At 66.3% G+C, this 19184-nt stretch carries 19 protein-coding genes, 2 tRNA genes and 2 pseudogenes; 9 read left to right on the top strand and 14 right to left on the bottom strand.

All coding sequences use genetic code 11. The annotated features are described in order from the left end of the window. The first annotated feature begins 318 nt into the window (after positions 1-318). Complete coding sequence (locus ACQR1E_RS28065) at positions 319-702, top strand: hypothetical protein (RefSeq protein ID WP_316185491.1); 384 nt, start codon at positions 319-321, stop codon at positions 700-702. Between the two features lie 926 nt (positions 703-1628). On the opposite strand, the gene ACQR1E_RS28060 is transcribed toward ACQR1E_RS28065, so the two are convergent. The 10 genes from ACQR1E_RS28060 to ACQR1E_RS28015 form a co-directional block, all read right to left on the bottom strand. Continuing rightward, positions 1629-1704: transfer RNA gene (locus ACQR1E_RS28060), tRNA-Phe, on the bottom strand. A 174-nt stretch (positions 1705-1878) separates the two neighbouring features. Beyond that, a complete protein-coding gene (gene yacG / locus ACQR1E_RS28055) occupies positions 1879-2085 on the bottom strand; it encodes a DNA gyrase inhibitor YacG (protein WP_315717867.1) in 207 nt (68 codons plus the stop codon). Positions 2086-2136: 51 nt separating this feature from the next. Next, positions 2137-2766 carry a Maf-like protein gene (locus ACQR1E_RS28050; protein ID WP_006613056.1) on the bottom strand — a complete coding sequence of 210 codons (630 nt, stop codon included), beginning with the start codon at positions 2764-2766 and terminating at the stop codon, positions 2137-2139. Between the two features lie 181 nt (positions 2767-2947). After that, positions 2948-3418, bottom strand: coding sequence for a low molecular weight phosphatase family protein (locus ACQR1E_RS28045; protein ID WP_316170749.1), 471 nt, complete (start codon positions 3416-3418; stop codon positions 2948-2950). Positions 3419-3472: 54 nt separating this feature from the next. Then, the gene (locus tag ACQR1E_RS28040; RefSeq protein ID WP_315717869.1) at positions 3473-3979 is read right to left on the bottom strand and encodes a UPF0262 family protein; all 507 of its coding nucleotides are present in this window, start codon (positions 3977-3979) and stop codon (positions 3473-3475) included. Next, positions 3976-5271 carry a histidinol dehydrogenase gene (gene hisD, locus ACQR1E_RS28035; protein WP_316202000.1) on the bottom strand — a complete coding sequence of 432 codons (1296 nt, stop codon included), beginning with the start codon at positions 5269-5271 and terminating at the stop codon, positions 3976-3978. Before hisD ends, ACQR1E_RS28040 begins: the two co-directional genes overlap by 4 nt. 87 nt (positions 5272-5358) lie before the next feature. Then, a complete protein-coding gene (locus tag ACQR1E_RS28030; RefSeq protein WP_316170747.1) occupies positions 5359-5808 on the bottom strand; it encodes a DUF2948 family protein in 450 nt (149 codons plus the stop codon). Between the two features lie 24 nt (positions 5809-5832). Then, positions 5833-7122 carry a UDP-N-acetylglucosamine 1-carboxyvinyltransferase gene (murA, locus tag ACQR1E_RS28025; RefSeq protein WP_316170746.1) on the bottom strand — a complete coding sequence of 430 codons (1290 nt, stop codon included), beginning with the start codon at positions 7120-7122 and terminating at the stop codon, positions 5833-5835. Positions 7123-7271: 149 nt separating this feature from the next. Next, positions 7272-8972, bottom strand: coding sequence for an FAD-dependent oxidoreductase (locus ACQR1E_RS28020; RefSeq protein ID WP_410051255.1), 1701 nt, complete (start codon positions 8970-8972; stop codon positions 7272-7274). 43 nt (positions 8973-9015) lie between these two features. Continuing rightward, the gene (locus tag ACQR1E_RS28015) at positions 9016-9198 is read right to left on the bottom strand and encodes a hypothetical protein (RefSeq protein ID WP_316165560.1); all 183 of its coding nucleotides are present in this window, start codon (positions 9196-9198) and stop codon (positions 9016-9018) included. A 351-nt stretch (positions 9199-9549) separates the two neighbouring features. Here ACQR1E_RS28015 and ACQR1E_RS28010 point away from each other — a divergent pair. The 6 genes and pseudogenes from ACQR1E_RS28010 to ACQR1E_RS27985 all read left to right on the top strand — a co-directional run bounded on the left by ACQR1E_RS28010 (position 9550) and on the right by ACQR1E_RS27985 (position 12892). Continuing rightward, positions 9550-9624, top strand: a tRNA-Thr gene (locus ACQR1E_RS28010). A 59-nt stretch (positions 9625-9683) separates the two neighbouring features. Then, positions 9684-10076, top strand: a complete 393-nt coding sequence (locus ACQR1E_RS28005) for a hypothetical protein (protein ID WP_316201997.1) — start codon at positions 9684-9686, stop codon at positions 10074-10076. A 201-nt stretch (positions 10077-10277) separates the two neighbouring features. Next, positions 10278-10451, top strand: a pseudogene (locus ACQR1E_RS28000) (nuclear transport factor 2 family protein); the annotation flags it as partial. 489 nt (positions 10452-10940) lie between these two features. Beyond that, positions 10941-11675 (top strand): sensor histidine kinase, encoded by a 735-nt coding sequence (locus ACQR1E_RS27995; RefSeq protein ID WP_315751346.1) that lies wholly within the window; start codon positions 10941-10943, stop codon positions 11673-11675. After that, positions 11656-12342, top strand: coding sequence for a response regulator transcription factor (locus ACQR1E_RS27990; protein WP_315751344.1), 687 nt, complete (start codon positions 11656-11658; stop codon positions 12340-12342). Before ACQR1E_RS27995 ends, ACQR1E_RS27990 begins: the two co-directional genes overlap by 20 nt. Before the next feature lie 196 nt (positions 12343-12538). Then, a complete protein-coding gene (locus ACQR1E_RS27985) occupies positions 12539-12892 on the top strand; it encodes a response regulator (protein WP_315717877.1) in 354 nt (117 codons plus the stop codon). A gap of 113 nt (positions 12893-13005) precedes the next feature. Here the strand turns inward: ACQR1E_RS27985 and ACQR1E_RS27980 are convergent, their stop codons facing one another. After that, positions 13006-13179, bottom strand: coding sequence for a hypothetical protein (locus tag ACQR1E_RS27980; protein WP_315717878.1), 174 nt, complete (start codon positions 13177-13179; stop codon positions 13006-13008). 164 nt (positions 13180-13343) lie between these two features. On the opposite strand from ACQR1E_RS27980, the pseudogene ACQR1E_RS27975 reads away from it, so the two are divergent. Continuing rightward, a pseudogene (locus ACQR1E_RS27975) lies at positions 13344-14013 on the top strand (IS3 family transposase); the annotation flags it as partial. A 342-nt stretch (positions 14014-14355) separates the two neighbouring features. On the opposite strand, the gene ACQR1E_RS27970 reads toward ACQR1E_RS27975, so the two are convergent. The 3 genes from ACQR1E_RS27970 to ACQR1E_RS27960 all read right to left on the bottom strand — a co-directional run bounded on the left by ACQR1E_RS27970 (position 14356) and on the right by ACQR1E_RS27960 (position 17654). After that, positions 14356-16431, bottom strand: a complete 2076-nt coding sequence (locus tag ACQR1E_RS27970; protein WP_316172615.1) for a methyl-accepting chemotaxis protein — start codon at positions 16429-16431, stop codon at positions 14356-14358. A gap of 130 nt (positions 16432-16561) precedes the next feature. Next, positions 16562-16909: a hypothetical protein gene (locus ACQR1E_RS27965; protein WP_434897834.1), complete on the bottom strand. Its 348-nt coding sequence runs from the start codon at positions 16907-16909 to the stop codon at positions 16562-16564. 16 nt (positions 16910-16925) lie between these two features. Then, complete coding sequence (locus ACQR1E_RS27960; RefSeq protein ID WP_315751340.1) at positions 16926-17654, bottom strand: SDR family oxidoreductase; 729 nt, start codon at positions 17652-17654, stop codon at positions 16926-16928. Between the two features lie 120 nt (positions 17655-17774). Here ACQR1E_RS27960 and ACQR1E_RS27955 point away from each other — a divergent pair, with 120 nt between their 5' ends. Continuing rightward, the gene (locus tag ACQR1E_RS27955; RefSeq protein ID WP_434845124.1) at positions 17775-19058 is read left to right on the top strand and encodes a hypothetical protein; all 1284 of its coding nucleotides are present in this window, start codon (positions 17775-17777) and stop codon (positions 19056-19058) included. The last annotated feature ends 126 nt before the right edge of the window (positions 19059-19184 follow it).

Below are 19184 nucleotides of genomic sequence, written 5' to 3'. Positions count from 1 at the left end.
TTGACGCGCAATCGTGCAGCGGGCTGTGAGAGAGGTCACATCGACATCAAGCCGCTCTTTCGGCTCCTGAGTATCGGCCGGCCTGTCCGCGAGGGGTGGGCCTCGGTATGCCGGATGCCTCGGCGTTAGTGGGGCGTCACCGTAATCCTACGAGCCGCGCGCAATGAAGTATCCGTGGCCCCGCTGGAGATTCAAAACTCATCATCGAAAATATTTCCAACAATCCTTACAATTTCGATTGACATGTAAAGATGTTTGGGATACACATTTATCACGCTACGGACCGGCCGAGCGATTTCAGAACGAAAGGAATATCGAATGGATTTTGACCCCAGGTATCAGGACGAGAAGAATGGTCCCTTGAAAAAGGAAGTACGTGATCGACTGAGACGCTTCCGCAGCCTCTTCACGCTGGCTGAGATTGGCGAAACCCTCAAATTCAGTGGGCCGTTCGTCAGCCAATTGCTGAACGAGAAGAACCCTGCGCGCGTGGACAGCAAGCATATTGAGCGCATCGTCCGCGCTATCGAGGAAGGCGAAGTGAAGCACGCGAAAAAGCTGGGACTGAACAAGCCCCCGCCTCAAAATGGCTCAGCGCCACACGCCCCTGCTTCTGACGAAAAGCAGACGCTAGACTACCACCTTGCCGCAATTGACGCGCTTGGATGGAAAATTACCGGACTTCAGCGCAAAGAAGTTTAAGCACCTAACAAACGCGGCGGGTTCACATTAAGAGCCCGCCGTTTTCGTTGCAGACTGCCGGCGAGTGATACATTTCGCGACCTGCCCATTTCTGAAGGACGACAAAGTACGTCTTGTAGCTTTGCCCGACACGCTGAGGACTACGGTGACGCTGCGGTTTTCTCGCCGCGTGGCGAGCACCAAGCGATGATTCGTCGCGCTCGGGCAGCAGCACCATCCGTACGCTCTACGTCCGGCGATCGATTTGCGAGGCAAGACAGCACGCGAGCCAAAAATTCTGAATACCAGAATATTTATTGACACCGTCCCCAAATCAGTGATTTTATCCCGCCATCCTGCTTCGCCGAGAGGGGCGTATCGCGATCGTCACGGCACGTGAGGCGGGGATGCGGTGGCCGCTACTTCGTCTGGCGCTTTTTGCGCGACGACTGATGAGGTGCGGACGGCGAAGTCGCGTGGTCCTGGCGCCCCGATGCTGGCGTCAAGGTCGCGGCGTTCATGACGAGCGCAGCGGGCGACGGGGGCAACACAGCCGGTCCCCGGGGAGATCGCGTATAAGCCGTAAAGCCATCGCGCGGGGAAGGCCGGATGTTCGGCCGTACCTGTGGTTCTGCCGCGTGCTTTCTTGCTGCACGCGGACCGCGGGTGCGACCAGCACCCGGCCTTCCCCGCGCCCTCTCGTCTGACGAGGACGCCAACTGCAGCAGAGCTCGGGCCGACACGGCCGCGGGATCGCGGCGGCATGGCCGTGAGCAAGGCTGCGGCGAGCGGCAGGCTGTTTGACAGGTTGATTGGGATCGGAGAGCGGGCAAACGGGGCTCAAACGCCCGGCTTCGCCAAGTGGCTTCGCCGGGCACGCTTCACCGCTTTGCGGGTCATGGAGCGTAGTTCGGCAGCGCCACGCGTAGCCGCAAAGCGGCGAAGCGTGGTGCCCAGGGGCGGAATCGAACCACCGACACTGCGATTTTCAGTCGCATGCTCTACCAACTGAGCTACCTGGGCAGGTCTCGTGAAGGGCAAAAAAGCCCGGCGAGCCGGCGGGTTATAGTCAGAGCGGGCGGCGCTGTCTACCGCCCTGAGGCGAAGTTTTCACATTCCTTTCGCAGTTGCGCGGAAGGCCCCGGGACCGCCGCCGGACGGCCGGCTGCGCTGGGGCAAAGCCATGAAAACACGGCCCTATTCGACGTCGTCCTCGTCGCCCTCGGTGGCCGGGATGACGTAGGAGCCGCTGAGCCAGCGATGCAGGTCGACGTCGCGGCAGCGCGGCGAGCAGAATGGGCGGACGGCCTCGGCTGCGGGCCGGCGGCAGATCGGACAGCGGCCGGCGGGCTTGGCGGAGGCGGCGGATGGGGAACTGGTCGAACGGGTCGATTCTTGGGACATGGCCGCTATCTAGGCGCCCGCGACGCGCGATGCACCTCCTCAAGGATGGCGTCAGACGCCGACGGTGTTGAGCCAGCCGAAGCGGATCGGAAACCCCTCGCCGGCGAGCAGCGTCGTGGTCTCGTACAGCGGCAGGCCGACGACGTTGGTGTAGGAGCCGACCATCTTGACCACGAACGAGCCGGCGATGCCCTGCACGGCATAGCCGCCGGCCTTACCCCGCCATTCGCCGGAGCCGATATAGGCCTGGATGTCGTCCTCGCTGAGCCGCTTGAAGCGGACGCGGGTCTCGACCAGGCGCTGGCGGAACGCCTCCTTCGGCGTCACCAGGGTGATCGCGGTGTAGACGCGGTGGTTGCGGCCGGACAGGAGGCGCAGGCACTGCGAGGCCTCGTCGACCAGATTGGCCTTCGGCAGGATGCGGCGGCCGACGGCGACCACCGTGTCGGCGGAGATGATGAAGGCGCCGCGCAGCTCGTCGTCGAGCTGGACCGATTTGAGCGCGGCATCGGCCTTGGCGCGGGCCAGCCGATTGGCGCAGGCGCGCGGCAGCTCGCCACGCTTTGGCGTCTCGTCGACGTCGGCGGGGCGCAGCGCGTCGGGCTCGATGCCGGCCTGGTTGAGCAGCGCCAGACGCCGCGGCGAGCCGGATGCAAGAACGATTTTGGGACGGCCGAGCATGCTGATTTCGCTGGGGGATTCGGAAGCGGCGGGGCGTGCGCGCGGAACCTATCGGAAGGGCTGTCATTCCACAACCCGAAGGCTGCGACAAGGCTGCGACGGGCCTGCTCTACGGCGCGAATTTGAGCGGGGGACGACGTTGGTATTTCGGTTCGATGACACCTGCGGGGGAGCCGGGAACCTACAAGCCCGCCGGACCGGGCTTGCCGAAACGCTTGCGGATCCGCGTGAACAGCCCGTCGCAGACCTCGCGATAGGCCGCGAGCTTCTGCTCGCGATTGCCGTCGGTGCCGGTCGGGTCGGGCGTCGGCCAGTATTCGACGTCGGCGGCGATGGTGCGGGTCAGCTCCAGAGCCTTGTGATGGGCCTCGGGCGAGAGGGTGACGATGAGGTCGAAATTCAGCCCCTCCCAGTCCTCGAGCTCCTCGAAGGTGGTCGGCTTGTGCTGCGAGATGTCCTGGCCGAGTTCGGCCATGACCGACACCGCGAACGGGTCGAGCTCACCCTTCTTGACGCCGGCGGAGCGGACATAGAGCGCCTGCGGATACATCTGGCGCAGCAGGCTCTCGGCCATCGGCGAGCGGACGCTGTTCTGGCCGCAGGCGAACAGCACCGCCTGCGGCTGGCGCGCGCGCGGCGGCCCCTCGGCCATGCGCCTAGGCGCCCTTGGCCGAAAGCTGGGACGCGCGCGTGGCGGCCCGCGGCATCACTGGCCCTCGCCCTTCCAGTGCAGCACCGTGATCAAAGTGAACAGCCGGCGCGAGGTCTCGAAATCGACCCGCACCTTGCCCTTCAGCCGCTCCTGAAGGGTGCGCGAGCCCTCGTCATGGATGCCGCGGCGGCCCATGTCGATGGCCTCGATCTTGTCCGGCGTCGCGGTGCGGATCGCCTGGTAGTAGCTGTCGCAGATCATGAAGTAGTCCTTCACGATCCGCCGGAACGGCGACAGCGACAACAGATGCGTCACGACAGGCGTGCCGTCCTCCTTGCGGATGTCGAACATCAGCCGGTTGGCGGTGATGCCGAGATGCAGGGTGAAGGGACCGGCGCCGTCGGCGCCCTCGGGCGCGAACAGGTTCTCCTCGACCAGGTCGTAGATCGCGATCGCCCGCTCATGCTCGATGTCCGGACCGGAGCGGCCGATCGACTCCTCGTCGAGCGTCACCGCCACGATGCGATTGGTCCGGTCGTCGCCTGGCGGGTGCTGGGTCATGGCAGATTGAGGCGTATTCCCACGGAGCGTGAATGGGCGTCGAGACCCTCGGCCTTGCCCAGAGTCATCGCCGCTGGCCCCAGCGCGCGCAACTGCTCGGGGCCGCATTTCAACAGCGACGTGCGCTTCATGAAGTCGAGCACGCCGAGACCGGAGGAGAACCGCGCCGAGCGCGCGGTCGGCAGCACGTGATTGGAGCCGCCGACATAGTCGCCGATCGCCTCGGGCGTGTGCGCACCCAGGAAGATGGCGCCGGCATTGCGGACACGGGCCGCGAACGCGTCGGGATCGGCGGTCATGATCTCCAGATGCTCGGCGGCGATGGCGTCCGCCAGCGGCACGGCCTGGTCGAGATGCTCGACCTCGATGATGGCGCCGAAATCGGCCCAGGACGCGCCGGCGATCGCGGCACGCGGCAGGGTCCTGAGCTGGCCCTCGACGGCGCGGGCGACATCATCGGCCAGGCGGCGGCTGTCGGTGATCAGGATCGATTGCGCGCTGGCGTCATGCTCGGCCTGGGCGAGCAGATCGGCGGCGATCCAGTCGGCATTGCCGCTGTCGTCGGCGATGACAAGCACCTCGGAGGGGCCGGCGATCATGTCGATGCCGACCTTGCCGAACACCAGCCGCTTGGCGGCGGCGACATAGGCGTTGCCCGGGCCGACGATCTTGGCGACCGGAGCGATCGTCGCGGTGCCATGCGCCAGCGCGGCCACCGCCTGGGCGCCGCCGACGCGGTAGATCTCGGACACGCCGCCGAGATGGGCGGCCGCCAGCACCAGCGGATTGAGCTTGCCGTCCGGCGCCGGCACCACCATCACGAGCCGGCCGACGCCGGCGACCTTGGCGGGAATGGCATTCATCAGCACCGAGGACGGATAGGCCGCGGTGCCGCCGGGGACATAGAGCCCGGCGGATTCGATCGCGCTCCAGCGCCAGCCGAGCTCGACGCCGGCTTCGTCGGTGAAACGCTGGTCGGCCGGCAGCTGCTTGAGATGAAACGCCTCGATGCGGTCGCGGGCGAATTTCAGCGCATCCAAGGTCGCGGCGTCACAGGCCTTGAAGGCGGCCTCGATCTCGGCGGCCGTCACGCGCAGCGAGGAGGCATCGAGCTCCAGCCGGTCGAACTTGCGCGTTGCCTCGAGCAGCGCCGCATCGCCGCGCCGGGCGACGTCGTCGACGATGGCGCGGGCGGCGGCTTCGACGTCGGCGGAGGTCTCGCGCTTGGCGGCGAGAAACTGCCGAAACTGAGTGTCGAAATCGGTGCTGGCGCGGGACAGGCGAATGGGCATCTCTGGCACTTTCCGAAGGGGTGGCTGCCCCCGACCCCCTGCTCAATGGCGCGGCAGCGCGGGGCCGTCAACCCTTTGAACCGGCGCCTACCCGGTCAGCGGCGGACCGCCATCGATATCGCTGGTGCCGAGATCGTCCTCGCCAAGATCGGTCAGCTCGCATTCGAGACATTCGACATCGAGCCGCAATGCGCCGCCATGGGAGAACAGCAGCAACGCGCTGCCGGCGGGCGGCTCGCCGCCGGCATGGAATTCGATGCCGATCAGCTCCAGCACGGCGTCAGGCGCGGCGAGGTCGATGCGACGCGACTTGCAGGCCAGCACCCGGTCGAACCGCAACGCCGCGAGCAGCCGGCGCGGCTCGCTCTCACCATGCAGCGCCTGATCCCAGTCGAGCCGGTTCATGCCGATCACCAGCCGCTTCTCGGCCTGGCGCCAGATGATGTCGGCCGCCTGCACCCGCGCGTCCTGCACATGGGCGGAGATGACGGCGAGATCGTCGGCATCGAGCGCGATCAGTTTGAGCCGGTCGGTCACGGTCTCATCCTCTTGGCAGCGCCTTCACTCGCGGATGCGCTCGATCGTGGCGCCGCAGGCCTTCAGCTTGTCCTCCAGCCGCTCGAAGCCGCGATCGAGATGGTAGACGCGATTGATCATGGTTTCGCCTTCCGCAGCAAGCCCGGCAATGACCAGCGACACCGAGGCGCGCAGATCGGTCGCCATCACGGGCGCGCCGCGCAAATGAGAGGTGCCCTCGATCCGCGCGGTCTCGCCGTCGAGACTGATACGCGCGCCGAACCGTGCGAGTTCCTGCACATGCATGAATCGGTTCTCGAAGATGGTCTCGGTGATTGCCGAGGCGCCCTGCGCGCAGACCATCAGCGCCATCAGCTGGGCCTGCAGGTCGGTCGGAAAGCCGGGGAACGGCGCGGTCGCCACCTGCACCGGGCGGATGCCGTGGCCGTTTCTGGCGACGCGGATGCCCTCGGCGTCGCTCGTGATCTCGGCGCCGGCCTCGGTCAGCACGTCGAGCGCGGACTGCAACAGCTCCGGCCGCGCGCCGGCGAGCCGGACATCGCCGCCGGTCATCGCCGCGGCGATCGCATAGGTGCCGGCCTCGATGCGGTCGGGCAGCACGGTGTGACGCGCGCCGTGCAGAGACGCCACGCCCTCGATCTCGATGCGTGGCGTGCCGGCACCGGTGATGCGCGCGCCCATCTTGTTGAGGCAGTCGGCGAGATCGGTGATCTCCGGCTCGCAGGCGGCGTTGGCGATGACGGTCGTGCCCTTGGCGAGCGCCGCGGCCATGACCGCGACATGGGTGCCGCCGACGGTGACCTTGGGGAAATCGATCGTGCCGCCGCGCAGGCCGCCCGGCGCCTTGGCGACGACATAGCCGGCATCGATCTCGATGCTGGCGCCGAGCTTCTCCAGCGCCATGATCAGGAGATCGACCGGACGGGTGCCGATGGCGCAGCCGCCGGGCAGGGACACCCGCGCCTCGTGCATGCGCGCGAGCAGCGGCGCGATCACCCAGAAGCTGGCGCGCATCCGCGACACCAGCTCATACGGCGCCGTGGTGTCGATGATGTTGGCCGCCGAGATCTGCAGCGTCTGGCCCTGATACTGGCCGTCACCGGGACGCTTGCCGACGGCCATGATGTCCACGCCGTGATTGCCGAGAATGCGCTGCAGTTGCGCGACGTCGGCCAGCCGGGGGACGTTGTCCAGGATCAGCGTCTCCGGCGTCAAAAGACCCGCGATCATCAGCGGCAGGGCGGCGTTCTTCGCGCCCGAAATCGGGATGGTGCCGCGAAGCGGGGTGCCGCCGACGATGCGAATGCGATCCATGCTGGTCCTGTGGGGCTGGCCGGGAAATTGGGCTAAGGTCGGCGCAACAGGACCGACATTACGGCGATTTGATGAGTTCGCAACGGCAGGTCGCAGCCGCCGGGAATTCATCCCCTGACGGTACGGCCCCCGCGGCGGAAAGGCGCGAATCAGACCGGCGGGACCAGCGCATCGGCCAGAAACCCGTGCAGCGCGGCGACGACCTGGGCCCCCTCGCCGATGGCGCCGCCGACGCGCTTGACCGAGCCGGAGCGGACGTCGCCGACCGCATAGACGCCGGGCACCGAGGTCTCGAGCGGCGACACCATCCGCCCGGCATTCTGCTCCGACTGCGCCCCGGTGACGACGAAGCCGGCGCGATCGAGCGTGATGCCGCAGCCGTCGAGCCAGCCGGTGGCGGGATCGGCGCCGACGAACAGAAACAGATTGCTGATGTCGGCCGGCGTCTCTTCGCCGGACAGCCGGCTCTTCAAGGTGATGCGTTCGAGGCCGGTGTCGGCGCCGCCATCGAGCGCGACGACCTCGGTGTTGAACAACAGCTCGATGTTCGGCGTCGCCTCGATGCGCTCGATGAGATAGCGCGACATCGACGCGGCCAACCCGCCGCCACGGATGATCATCCGCACCTTCTTGACGTGCCCCGACAGAAACACCGCGGCCTGCCCCGCGGAATTGCCGCCGCCGACGAGGGCGACCTCCTGCCCCGCGCACAGCCGCGCCTCGATCGGCGAGGCCCAGTACCACACGCCGCGCCCCTCGAACTCCTTGAGCCGGGCAAGATCAGGCCGGCGATAGCGCGCGCCGCTGGCGACCACCACCGAGCGCGCCCGCACCTCGTCGCCGCCCTCGAGCGCCAGCACGAAGGCGCCGGCCTTGCGCTCGCAGTCGAGCGCATTGACCGACACCGGGATCATGATCTCGGCGCCGAACTTCTGCGCCTGGTTGAAGGCGCGCGCGGTCAGCGCGAGGCCGGTGATGCCGGTCGGGAAGCCGAAATAGTTCTCGATGCGCGCGCTGGCGCCGGCCTGGCCGCCGAACGCACGCGAGTCCAGCACCGCGACGGAAAGACCTTCGGAGGCGCCATACACCGCCGTGGCAAGGCCCGCCGGCCCGCAGCCGACGACCGCGACATCGTAGACCTTCTCGCCGCGCGGACCGCCGATCATCCCCACGGCACGCGCCAGCTCGGTCTCGCTGGGATTGCGCAGCACGCTGCCGTCGGACACCACCACCAGCGGCAGCTCGGCCGGGGTCGGCGAATAGCGCGCGATCAGGTCGGCGGCGTCGTGATCGACGGCGGGATCGAGCAGATGGTGCGGAAAGCCGTTGCGGGTGAGGAAGCTCTGCAGCCGCGCGATCGCGGCCGATTGCGGCGGGCCGATCATGACCGGGCCGCCGGCGCCGCCCTGAATGAGATTCACACGGCGCAGGATCAGCGCCCGCATGATGCGCTCACCGAGCTCGGCCTCGGCGATCAACAGCGCGCGCAACCGTTCGGGGCGAATCAGGATGACCTCGACGTCGCCCTCGGCATGGCCATCGACCAGCGCGACGCGGCCGGAGAGCTGGGCGATCTCGGCCAGAAACTGCCCTGGCCCCTGGTCGATCACCGGGGTGACGTGACCGAGGCCGTCACGCTGGGTGATCGCGACATGGCCTTTGAGGATGACGAACATGCCGGGGCCGGGCTTGCCGGTCTCGAACAGCAGCTCGCCGTCACGATAGGTCTGGATCTCGCCGAAGCCGCGCAGGCGCGCGATCTCCTGGGGCGTCAGCTCCGGAAAAGTCTGGTCGAAGCGCGGCAGCGTCTTCGCGAGCTCCGCCCGTTGTGCCGCCGCATCCGCCGTCATCCCTTCATCCGCTGCCATCACGCCCACCCCGCCTGCCATCTGCTCAATGCTTCGAATCGTCCCGGCCGTCGGCAGCGGCCTCGTCCAAGCCGTCCTTCTCGACCGTCACCGCCTGGCTGCGCTCGCGGCTCTGCGCCTTGCGCCGCTTCAGGTTCTCGCGCAGCGCCTGCTTCAGCCGCTCCTCGCGCGCGCCCTTCGGCGCCGCCTTCCCGGTCTTATCCGTCATCCCTTCCCCCGGTCACCCCATACCAGAGGCACAATTGGGGCCGCAGGTGCGAAAGCCAAGAGGCGTTGGCGACGCAGACGCTAGGTTCCGCCCGGCCGGCCGTCGCCTGCCCGGATGGGGAGTTGCCGCCGCGGCTGCGGCCAGTTGGGCACCTCGAGCGGCAAACCGCGAGAATCCGCCGCGAACGGGCGATTTCACTCCGATTCGAAGGTCTTTCGCTCCCTTTCGATGCATCACGCGGACGTCTTTCCCGGAAAACCAGGCGAGCCGCGCTTGCGCAGGCGGGGACCTTGTGGCAAGAACCGCCCGCGTTCGGTCGCGGCTTTCGGGCCGGTCCCCGCCAGTCCCTTTGCTGCCGTAGCTCAGTGGTAGAGCACTCCCTTGGTAAGGGAGAGGTCGACAGTTCAATCCTGTCCGGCAGCACCAGGGCGTTCTTCCCCAAACATGATCTTTGGCGACGCCTCGGGACCACAGGCCACGCGCAGATGCACGTCGTCGGCCTCGCGGCGCAATTTGCGTCCGAGCTTTGCTGGGAGACCGCCCTCTTCGATACAGAGGGCGCAGAGAAGGCCGGGCGCTGGCCGCGCCCGTGGCCCGCCTGCAGAAAAAGAATGCAGGCGGCAGTCACCACAGGTCTGGCCGAACACACCCGGCCCTCCCTGCGCGATGGGCTTACGATTTATACGCGCTCTCCCTGGGGACCGGGCTTTGTTGCCCCCATCACCCGCGATGCACTGACGCACATCAGCGAGCTTGACCTCAGCATCGGGAGGCCAGGACCACGCGACTTCATCGTCCGTATCGAAGTTGTTCGTCCGCTCGCGAATGCGCGCTGCAACTCCGACCCGGCCACCGCATCCCACACCCAACGCTCGTGACGACTCGCGAACGCCCCTCTTCGATGAGCACGGGACGGCCGAAAATGTGCAGGTGATTTGCCCGACGGCACAAGGGGAATGGGTGCGGCAGAGTGGCACGACGGGCAGTTTCAGCAGAGCTGGGATACGGGCGGCGGAGGGGGCTTTGTTTGGTGCAGCGTCACCTTAATCCCAGCGTCACCGTAATCCCCGGACGGGACCGTCCTCGACCGCGCCGGCTTCCTGCGGCAAGTCGCCCGGAAGTCGCCGGTCACCGAGATTTCCGGCAGCGACATCCAGATCAGGGTCCTTGGAGACATCGGTGTCGTGAATGCACGCACGCACTTCACCAAACCCGACGGAAGCCGGGGGACTGGCTGCTACACGGACGTCTAATGGAAGCGTGGCGACCGCTGGCGTTGCATTTCCGTTTCGCGCAACTGACGTGGAAGCACGGCGGTCGTACCTTGCGGTCGGGCGCCCGCGAGACAGATCGAGATTGGTTTGATCTTGCCTGTCATGAGATTGCCTCAACAGAGTTGCCGAGGCGATCAATCATGAATGAGGATAAACCCGCTGCCCGCTATTCAACGCCTGTGAGACCTTCACCTCACGTCCACATTTCATGCGTATGGAAGCTGCAAGGCTCAGCGTCCACTGACTCATGCTAGCGTCGGGAAAGACGGCGAATGGCGGCGCGGTGTTCTCCGTCGACGCGATGAGCTTCATCGACGCCCTGCCGATCGACAATTACAACGGTGCGGCGCGTAGCTTTAATGTACATAAAGTTATGCGGTTTAAATCGATCTTTGAAGTTGACTCGATCATACTGCTGATACATCCTAAGGGTGTATCTTAGTCACGAGAAAACCTGGCTGGTCTTCGATGCAACGGGAGCAGATCGAAGCCATAACTCGCGATATTGGGCAACAAGAAATTCTTGAACGTGAAATTCTTGCGATTGCCTCTCGCGAGAGACAGCGCATTGGGCGTGAACTCCACGACGGGCTCTGCCAATCGCTCGCCGGCTTAGCGGCGCTAGCTGCGGCTTTGTGGCGAAGTTTGGCGGCGAGCGGCCAACCGGGTCCCGCCGCGGCCGCGGCCGAACTCGTACGATTGCTGAACGAGACCATCGGCGAGGCGCGTGACCTCGCTCGTGGGCTCAGCTCGATCGGTCTGAATAGCGCGGATCTTGTCGGCTCCCTTGAGAGCCTCGCCCGCAACGTCAGCGCCGCTCATGGCGCCTTTTGTGCGTTTGTGGAAGATACCCCTTGTCCCGATCTTGGCCGCGAAACCACGAGCCACCTCGTGCGTATCGCCCAAGAAGCCGTCCGCAATGCGGTCAGCCACGGCCGAGCCGACGAAATCGAGATCCGTCTGGCGTGCACTGCAGGCTCGGGACTATTGAGCATCCGGGACAACGGTGTCGGGCTTCCCGAAAAATGGCGCGATCATGACGGCATCGGGCTTTATACCATGGACTACCGCGCGCGGGCGATCGGCGGTTCTCTTACTGTGGAGCCGCAGGCCCGTCGCGGCGTCATGGTTGCGTGCGCGTTTCCGCTGTTATCGAATTACGAACGGCAGGAAAGTATCGGCGATGCCCACTTGCCTGGCTGAAGCCGCGGACGCGGTGCGGAAGAGGCTGCTTGTCGTCGACGATCATCCCGTGCTGTGCCGCGGGTTGATCGCCCTCATCGAGGCGGAAAACGGCCTCGCCGTTCACGGCGCGGTCGGTACGCGCGTGGCCGCGCTCAAGACCATCGCGATCAGTCGCCCTGATCTGGTGATCGTAGACCTTGCTCTCGGCGACGAGGACGGCCTAGATCTCGTCAAGGAAATCAAAGCGCGTCATCCCGGCGTTCGCTCGCTGGTGCTTTCGATGTACGACGAAGAGGTGTTCGCCGAGCGCGCGCTTTGCGCCGGCGCCCTCGGCTATGTCACCAAACAACAGCTCGAATCGACCGTGATCGCTGCCATTCGTCGGGTGCTTGCAGGCGAGACCTACATGAGCGAGGCTCTGCAGCGGCGGCTGGCTGAACGATGCGTCGGCGCGCGACCGCTCGAGACCGCCTCGCCGGTGCGCACGCTGAGCGATCGGGAATTGCAGGTATTTCGGCTCGTTGGTCAGGGCCGAACCACGCGGCAGATCGCTGGTCTACTGAACCGCAGCGTCAAAACGGTAGAATCCCATCTTGAGCACATCAAGAATAAGCTGGCGATCGAATCGGCTGCTGAACTCGCCCGACGCGCGGCTCAATGGGTTACAATCGGCCGATTGGGTTGAGTCATAAAGTTCGCCCAAGTGCGCGGCTAGTGTCATACACGTCTGCCATGCCGCCGATGACTTCTCGACCAAGCAGGCACAGCCCCTCTCCGGCAAGCGCGACGGCCGAACACGCGGTCTGGGCCATGGTGCTAAAGCGGACTGCGCAATCAGCACGGCGCACGCGGCGTCTGCTCATTGTGGACAGTCACCCCCGATGCGGCGCAGGCTGACCGCGCTGATCAATGCTGAGCCCGGTCTTGTCGTATGTGCCTTGGCGGCCACCCAACGGGATGCGCTCGTGGCCATCGCGGCCACGAAACCCGATCTAGGGATCGTCGATCTGTTCCTTGGCGATAGCAATGGTTTGGATCTGGTGAGAGACGTTCGCGCGCGCTTTGTTCGTCTGCCGCTACCTGGATTGAGCAGGCATGATTCGCCGCAATACGTCCGCCGCGCTTTCGAATCCGGCACCGACGACTACGTCGCCAAGCAGGAGATGACAGAAGACCTTCTGGTGGCGATCCGCAGCGTGCTGCTCGGCGACCCTTACGGCGCACCGGCGCCTTGATCCATGCCCGTCTGCGTCCGGCAAGTTGACGCGTGCGAAGCTGGGCGGCCCATGGGGGATTCTCCCAATGCGAAAACGGGGTGCGACCCCGATGTCAGTTTAAGTCTCCAGCGTTAGCATTGGTAGCTACCAATGCCGTGCCCGCTTTGACGACTGAAATGCTGGTCGAGCCCTTCGCTTATCGGCTCGATCGAGACCATCACCGCTTCAAATGGGAAAAAACGATGAGAAATATCTGCACCGCCGCCGCAATAGTCGCGATTGTTTTCATTCCTTGGACCGTCCATGCGGGCACCTGCTACAAAAACTTAGGTTGCAAGGGCGCTACGTCGACCACTTCTTGCAAGACATGTCTCGGAAACCCCTCAAAGGGAGAGGGTTGGAAGCAAAACTCAAAGAGCACCTGTATCGGAAACTTCAACCATTGTCCGGCGGTCCGTTAACGGTACTGGCGCTGGTCCCGCGCCCCGGCACCAGCAAGGCCGCCTCCGGCCACAAGATCCATCCCTATCTGCTGCGCGGCGTCAGCATCACCGATGCCCAATCACGTCTGGGCGGCCGACATCACCTACATTCCGATGGCGCAGGGGTTCCTGTATCTGGTGGCGATCATCGACTGGGCCACCCGGGCGGTGCTGGCGTGGCGCTTGTCGAACACGATGAATACGGGCTTTTGCATCGCTGCGCTCGACGAGGCGATGGCGCGTCACGGCCGGCCTAAGATCTTCAACACCGATCAGGGCGCGCAGTTCACCAGCTCAGCCTTCACCGGCAGGCTGGAGGCTGCAGGCATTGCGATTTCGATGGACGGACGCGGCCGTTTCATGGACAACATCTTCATCGAACGATTGTGGCGCTCGATCAAGTATGAGGAAGTGCATCTGAAAGCCTATGCTGACGGGCGCGAAGCGCGAGACGGCATCGGCTCATGGATGACCTTTTATAATCATCGCCGCCCGCACCAGGCGATGAACAATCAGTTTCCCATGGCGGCATGGCGCGCCGGCATGGATGTGATCGAGGCGGCCCAGACTGTGGATATGCCGCTTCGCTTGGACAACGCAAACGCGTTGCCCACATACCCACAGCAGGCCCAGACGCAGCAGCAGGAAGCTGCTTGATTTGAACGACAGGGCAGGCGCGATCACACCTTAATTTTCGGCGATCCATGGTCCCGTGCGTGGGGTCCACTTCAGTTGAACGTGTCTCGCAAGCTAACATCCGCCTGGGGTTATGGATTCCCGCGTTCGCGGGAGAACGGGGCAGCCGAGAAGAACAAAGGGCGCGATCGGTCCGATCGCGGAGCATCGGCAGCAGCGCAGATCTGAGTAGCTGTAGCCCGGATGAGCGGCACCGATATCTGAGGGGGCTGGCCCCGCATGTCGCTTGCGCTCATGCGGGCTATAGCTGCTGCGATCGGGTGGCGATGCGCGGCCCTCGTCGAGGCCACGCATAATGCACCCTCACGCCGCGCGCACCGAGTCGAGGAAGCGGCTGACCTCGTCGCGGAGGCGGCTGCTCTGGCCGGACAGCGACTTCGCGGCGGACAGAACCTGCGAGGAGGCCGAGCCGGTCTCGTCGGCGCCATGCCGGACGCTGGCGATGTTCGCCGACACCTGCTGGGTGCCATGCGCCGCCTGCTGGACGTTGCGCGAGATCTCGCGCGTCGCCGAGCTCTGCTCCTCGACGGCGGAAGCGATGGCGGACGCGATCTCCGACATCCGGGCGATGGTCTCGCCGATCTCCTTGATCGAGCCGACCGACTCCTGGGTCGCGGCCTGGATGCCGCCGATCTGCTGGCCGATCTCGCCGGTCGCCTTGGCGGTCTGCTCGGCGAGCGCCTTCACCTCCGAGGCGACCACCGCGAAGCCGCGGCCGGCCTCGCCGGCGCGGGCGGCCTCGATGGTGGCATTGAGCGCGAGCAGGTTGGTCTGGCCGGCGATCGCGTTGATCAGCTCGACGACGTCGCCGATCCGCGCCGCAGCCTTGGCGAGCTCGGCGACGTTGTCGTTGGTCTTGCGCGCCTGCGCCAGCGCCTCGTTGGCGATGCGCGCGGAGTCCTGCACCTGGCGGCTGATCTCGTTGACCGACGAGCTCATCTCCTCGGCGGCCGCGGCGACCGAATGCACGTTGGTCGAGGCCTCCTCGGAGGCCGAGGTCACCACGGTGGCGAGCTCCAGCGAGCGGCCGGCGGTCGTCGTCAGCGTGGCGGCGGAGCGCTCCAGATCGGCCGACGCCGATGACACGACGCCGACGACCTCGCCGATCGCCATCTCGAACTCGCGCGTGAAGCGCTCGACACGCTGGCCGCGCTCGATCTTGGCCTGCGCGTCGGCCGCGGCCGCCTGCTCGGCGCGCTTCTTCTCCAGCAGCGCCTCCTTGAAGGTCTGCAGCGAGCCGGTCATCGCGGCGATCTCGTCGTCGCGATTGATCGTCGGGATCGCCACGTCGTCATGGCCGGCCGCCATCTCGCCGATCAGGCCGGTCAGGTTCACGATCGGGTTGATCACGCGGCGGCGCAGCAGCATGGTGACGAACACGAGAATGCCGGCGAGGGCCGCGACCACCGCCGTCGCCAGCGCGAGCATCAGATAGGCTGCATCGCGCGCCGCGACGGCGCGTTCGCGGGCCTCGGCGATCGCGGCGTCGCGCACGACGAAGAACTTCTGCACGGCCGGGACGACCGCCTCGGCCAGGCTGTCGGCGGTGAGTGTGTAGTTGAGATCGCCGAGCCCGGCTGCGATGTCCTTGTCGACGATCGGAACGGCGCGCCCGAAATAGCCGTCACGGGCCTCCTTGAACGCCGTGAGCAGCCGCTCCGGATTGCCGAGCTGGTCGATGCCGGCGTCCAGGCGCTCGCGGTCGGCTTCGGTGCGGCCCTGGGCGCGGTCCATCGCCGCCTTCTCGGCCGGTGCCACGGCGCGGCGGGCGCTGAGCGCCGGCGACAGCGCGGCAGCCCGGCCGCCGGCGGTCACGCGCAGGTCCTGCGCGGTGCGGGCGACGTCGAGCAGCGTCGTCAGCGACGCGTCGGCATTGGCGATGCGGTTCTGCAGCTGGTTCAGGATCGGCTCGATTGCCAGGGCGACCTGGGTGACCCCGGGGAGAAAGCTCTTGATGACGGCCGGATCGCGCGCGTTCAGCGGCGCGGTCAGCGCGGGGTCCACCTTGGCGAGGATCTCGTTCAGCTTGGACGAGGCCTGGTCCAGGCTGCGCGTGATCGCCTCGCCGTTGGAGACGTTCGCCAGCTGCGCGCGCGCCCTGGCGAAGGATGCGTCGGCGGACTGCCTGATCTTGCGCACGCCTTCGAGCTGCGCGGGCGTGGCGGGAGTATCCTGGAAGATCGGCGTGATGTAGGGGGCGCGATGGCCGACCACGTCCTGCGCGTAGAGCAGCACGGCGCCGAACGCCTCGACCGTCTTGATCGCCTCGGCCTTGTCGCTGACAGCCCTGACCTGCTCGATCACGACTTGAGCAGCAGGCAGGACGGCCAAAGCCGTCACCGACAGCATGGAAATTGCGAAAAGTCGGCCGATCTTCATTATTGCCCCCGGATTGCGCGGGCTCACGCTAGGTTCCTTATGATTAAGGTTGCGCTTAATTCGACCCCCGTAGTTTCCCGGACTCATCGTCATACGCGGACGCTGTGAAGGCGGCAGCCTGGAACGGCCGTCAACCCGGCCATCGCAACAGACTGTCCGAGCGAGCCAGAAGGCTTCGGCAACGGCTGTCTGCCACGTCGCGCGCCCAGCGCTGCGCGTCATCGATCGCCCCCTGCAGGTCGATCAGCGCTTGCGCCTGCCAGTGCTCGCGGTCGCGGCCAAGCGGGAGCGCGTCCGTTTCGGAGTCGATTCCAACCAGGGGAAGAATGTCGACATCGGTCTCGAGCAGCGCAGTGAAGCGAAGCCTTGCGATGCTTCGCGCGCCCTCGATCGGAGACACGGCACCGGACAGGACATCCCGCGCCGCTTGAAGGATGTCCTGACGCGCGGCGATGACTTGAGGCTGATTCCAGCTCATGAAAATTTGGATGTCCCTACAAATCGAAGTTCGTCGGCAGCATCACGACGTCGCGGATGGTCATGCCGCGCGGACGGGTCAGCATGAACATGATCACCTCGGCGACCTCCGAGGGCTCCAGCAGGCTGCCGGACTCGCGTGCCTCCTTCAGCTTCTCGGCCGGCCAGTCGGCGATCAGCGCGGTGATCACCGGGCCTGGCGAGATCGCGCCGACGCGGATGCCGTGCTTGAACACCTGGCGGCGCACCGTCTGCACGAAGCAGTCGATCGCCCATTTCGACGACGCATAGACCGGCTCCCACGGCGTCGGGTAATGGGCGGCGAGCGAGCTGGTGACGATGATGTCGCCCGAGCCGCGCGCGATCATGTGCGGGAGCACGTCGCGCACGTTCTTCATGACGACGTTGACGTTGAGGTTCAGCATGCGGTCGATCGCGTCCGTCCTGGCGTCGACGAGATCGCCGCCGAGATAGCTGCCGGCATTGGCGTGAAGGATGTCGAGCCGGCCGGCCGCATCGAGGACGCGCGGCAGCAGGGTGGCGCAATCCGTGGGATCGAGCAGGTCGATCACCACGGGGATCACGGCCTCGCCGTGCCGCTCGCGCAGGCTCGCCAGCGCCGCGGCATCACGGTCGATCATGACGACGCGCGCGCCGGCGGCCAGCATCGCCGCGCTGCTGGCGAGGCCGATGCCCGACGCCGCCCCGGTGACCGCCGCCACCTTGCCTTCGAGTTCCCTGCCCATTCATCTCCTCCTTGTCCGGCCAGACTACAGCAAACCGCGCGGCATTGCCGCACTCCGTTGGACCCATCGCAATCCCTGCGCGTTGCATACCGGCCGCCCGCATCACCCGTGAAGAGCCCGATGGAGACGATCGAAGCCTATCTCGCCCGCAAGCATCAGGAGCTGCAGCTCCTGAATTGCTGCCTGCGGAGACCGCATGCGCTGCCGGCGCCGCGCTCCGTAATGGAGGTCATCCGGCGCAAGTTTCAGCTCACGGCCGCGCTGAAGGCCGAGCACGCACTCAGCGACTGGACCGCGACCGAGACGGCCTGGGCGGATGCGGACGATCATCGCGCCGGCCCGTTCGCCTTCAGCTACGACTATCAGCGCGCCGATCTCGACGTGCGCGGGCCGTCGTTCTATGCGGCGGGCGAGAGCCGTCATGACACCATCTACACCATCTCCGGCATGGCGGCGATCGCGGCACTGCTGCTGGCGACGCGGCCCGTTCTCGGTACGGCGGACCTGCTGATGCTGCCGGGTTCCTATGGCGAGACGCAGGAGCTGGTCGCGGCGCATGCGCGGCACCTGCGCCCGGTGACGCTGACCAGCGACCTTGCCGCGGCGCTGGCGCAGCCCTCGCTGGCGCCGCGGCTGCTGCTGATCGATTCCAGCGCAACCGCGCCGCGCTTCGAAGCCGTGCTGAGTTGCGACCGTCCGGTGATCGATCTCCTGATCTTCGACACCACCTGCTTTGCCAACGGCTCCGGTCGCGTTCGCCGCGTGCTGGCCTGGGCGCGACGCTGGGACGTGCCGGTCGTGATGGTGCGCAGCCACACCAAGCTCGACTCGCTCGGCGCCGAATACGGCCGGCTCGGCTCGGTCGCCTTCATCGATTGGAGCAAGGCCGCCGCCGCGGGCCGCGTTGTGCTTCAGACGCTGCCGGACGAGACGCGCAATGCCGTCAGGCTGCTCGGCGGCGCGGCGCTGCCGGCGCATTTCCCGCCTTATGTCGGCCTGCCCGCCTATCGCGAACTGACCGCGCGGCGCGTCGCCGCCATCCTGCGCAACAGCCGGCGCGCGCGGCGTCAATTCGCGACCGCGCTGCACGGCCTGACCGCGGAGCTCGACTTCGCGCACGGGCTCTACGTCACGCTCGCCGGCCGCGCGCCGCTCGACGAGGCCACCGCGCGGCAAGCCGCAACCGCCATGAGCGACGATCTCCGGCGCGCCGGGCTGCCGATCCGCCACGCCGGCAGCTTCGGCTTCGATTTCGCTGCGACGGAATGGTTTCACGACGCCACCACGGATCGCTACAGCGTGCGCGTCGCCGTGCCCGACCTGCCGACCGCGACCTGGGACGAACTGACGGACGCGATCGCCGCGTGGTGGTCCGCACATCCTGGGCGATCCGCCGCGGCGTGACCGCTGCGCCACGGCACGCCTTGCCTCCTCAACGGCAAACGATTTCGATGTCACACGCGCCACGTCGTGGCCGGCGGTCGCGGCGCCACCGCACTCAGCGCCCTGGCACCGCGCCTCGCTTGGGCG

The organism is Bradyrhizobium sp. HKCCYLRH1030, assembly GCF_051168395.1.
Lineage (GTDB): Bacteria > Pseudomonadota > Alphaproteobacteria > Rhizobiales > Xanthobacteraceae > Bradyrhizobium.
This window is presented reverse-complemented; position numbering and strand designations above follow the sequence as displayed.